Source organism: Pseudonocardia sp. Ae505_Ps2 (genome assembly GCF_001932425.1).
Lineage (GTDB): Bacteria > Actinomycetota > Actinomycetes > Mycobacteriales > Pseudonocardiaceae > Pseudonocardia.
The window spans coordinates 25,343-27,777 of sequence record NZ_MCIP01000003.1; the positions used below are offsets into that span (position 1 = coordinate 25,343).

A 2,435-nucleotide genomic window follows, 5' to 3' on the forward strand; every position below is an offset into this window, starting at 1 on the left:
CCGAGTCATGGTGTAGCTGTCCAGTTGTCCGCGCAGGAGGCCAAAGCATGGGCACGCATGGGGGACCGCCGGCAAGTTGAGCTCGCGCTCGAACGTGGGCGACAGCAGCTCGAACGGCTGCCGTATCCAAATGATGTCACTAATCACTTCGTGGTCGATCCGGCTAAGTACGATTTCTACGTCATGGACGCCTATCGGATACTTGGTGAAAACGAGCTAGCCAAGACGTATGCTGATGAAGTCCTCCGAGCCGGTACCGATTTCAGCGGTCGAGAGACGAGCACGATGCGAAACGCCGAGGCGCGTATCACCCTAGGAGTTGTCGCAGCTCGGGAAGGGGACCTAGAGACGGCACTGTCATATGGGAATCAAGCAATTGATAGCGACCGGCAATCGGTCCCGTCGCTCCTGATGGTGTCGAGCGAATTGGACGCTGTGGTAGCAGAGAGATTCCCTGCCGAGCCGGATGCGCAAGAGTACCGGCAGCGACTAATGCAACTCCGCTAAAGACACACTTCCCCCACGGAACCCGGCAACAACAGGAACCCGTGTGAACCGCCCGGCCGTAAGGCCAGGCTGCCACCCTGTGAAGCACGCTCACATCTGCCCACAAGACGGCAACGGATGCTGTGGTCATGACTCGGATGGCGATCTACGTCGGCGGTCCGCTTGATGGTGAGCAGGTCTCGGCGGCACGCAGGCAGAGGTCAGCGAACAACTAGCCAGAACACGCCGTACGGCGGTGGTGACACTCCGCCTCCAAGGACTGACCTACCGAGAGATCGCCGCTCACACCGGCGACACCCCCGCCATCGTCGGTCGCCTCCTCGCCGACGCCGCAACGGTGAGTGGGACGCGGCCCGGGCCGCCGCCGGGCTGCCCCCGGACCCGAAGTCTCGACCCGCACCCGGTTGACATGCTCCCCTGGCTATATGACGACCGTTACCGCAGGCAAAGCCACAACCGCAAATCAATGTTGAAAAGCGCTAAGGTGACTTTCTGCAAGATTCCGGGCGCCTATCTCTGAAACGCTCGTCCGATTCCAGCCGCAACAAAAGAAATAAAAATCGCTACAGGCGTATAAAAAATCACCCCAAAAATCCAATAATTCTCGCCCCGGTTGACTATTTCGCCCAAAATAAAGACGCAGCTTGCTGCAGCGGCAGTGCATATTCCTACTCTGGTCCATGACAGACTAGTAAGTCTAACTCCAACACCAAAAGAAACTGCGCCAAGAAGGAGCAGGGATAAGCCAACATGCAATTCGCGAGCAGCCCCCCAGGGCAATAGTACGATAGACAGCAAGATGGAAGTGAAGGCAACTGTGGCCACCTGCCAACCTATTAATTTAGCCGTCAGGCCTTCCATTGCTAATCCTAGAGGCTTCATAGGAGTAGAATTATGCTTCACTGAGCCGCCCCAGGTGTCCCACCTGCAACCACCCCTGCGTAGTACGCCTGTGCGCGCCCCCGGCAGTAATCAAGGTATCCAGTCGTGTCTCCTTGAAACGTAAAGTCGCACTGCTGATCCAGATCGCGCTTAAATTGGTTGTCGCAGCCAGCTTTATTAGCAGATCGATCATAGCAAAGATCGTGTCGAGCGCAAGGGCCTCGAAAGTCTACAGTCCTCCTCTTTAGTTGCTTATTGTTGATTACTGGCTCATCTGAAGACCAAGTACAAAAGTCATGCCTCGGTCCCAGTTTAGGATTGTACACATACTCCGGAGGCACGGGTACTGCACTTGCAGCGAAAGCAGTACCCGACGACAACGAAAACATGAGAATTCCAGCGCAGAGAGCGCATGATAAAATCAGCAATTTACGCAAAATATTCCCCTCGGGTTAATAGTTCGCATGGGACTGCACCGATCATGCCCTATGGTCTAACTCACAGCAACCCCCACCGAGCTCCAAGACCGCCCCGGGTTCCCGCGCGTCAGCGCGGGAACCCACAACAGGACAGGGCGAAGCACCACCGCTTCGGACCGTCATGGCGGGTGTCCTCACCCTCGGCGGGGCTGCCGAGGGATGCAGGGGCCCACTCAGCCACGTGTGCGCGCCACTGAGCTTTTTTCAACCTGTTTTCACAGGTCAGAGCTTGGTGGATCGTGTCTCTGACCCCTGACGGCAGCTCAGGGGGGACGGTCGGCGAGTTCCTCCCGGGACTGCTTCCGGTAGCGGCGCACGATGAGTGCCCCCCTCGGCGCGGGGCGCGTCGTGCGCTGGCCACACCCACGTGAGTCTCGACGGCACCCTGATCGCCACCGACTGGCGCCTCACGCTCGGACCCACCGCCGGGATCGACCTGTGGTGGTTGGGAAGGGCCAGCGTGATCGCAGCCGCGCCCTGTGGGGTTTGCAGGGTATGCGGACCAAAATCCCCCACCCCCACCACACATGAGTTGGTAAATCTAACCTAACCCCTTGCCGTCACTCT

1 protein-coding gene and 1 pseudogene are annotated in these 2,435 nt (G+C 58.2%); one reads left to right on the forward strand and one right to left on the reverse strand.

Features of this window, described 5'->3' with window-relative positions:
- Positions 1 to 507: pseudogene (locus Ae505Ps2_RS32910) on the forward strand (XRE family transcriptional regulator); the annotation flags it as partial.
- Positions 508 to 1,017: 510 nt separating this feature from the next.
- Here Ae505Ps2_RS32910 and Ae505Ps2_RS31575 read toward each other — a convergent pair.
- Complete coding sequence (locus tag Ae505Ps2_RS31575) at positions 1,018 to 1,368, reverse strand: hypothetical protein (RefSeq protein WP_139317316.1); 351 nt, start codon at positions 1,366 to 1,368, stop codon at positions 1,018 to 1,020.
- Positions 1,369 to 2,435: the final 1,067 nt, after the last annotated feature.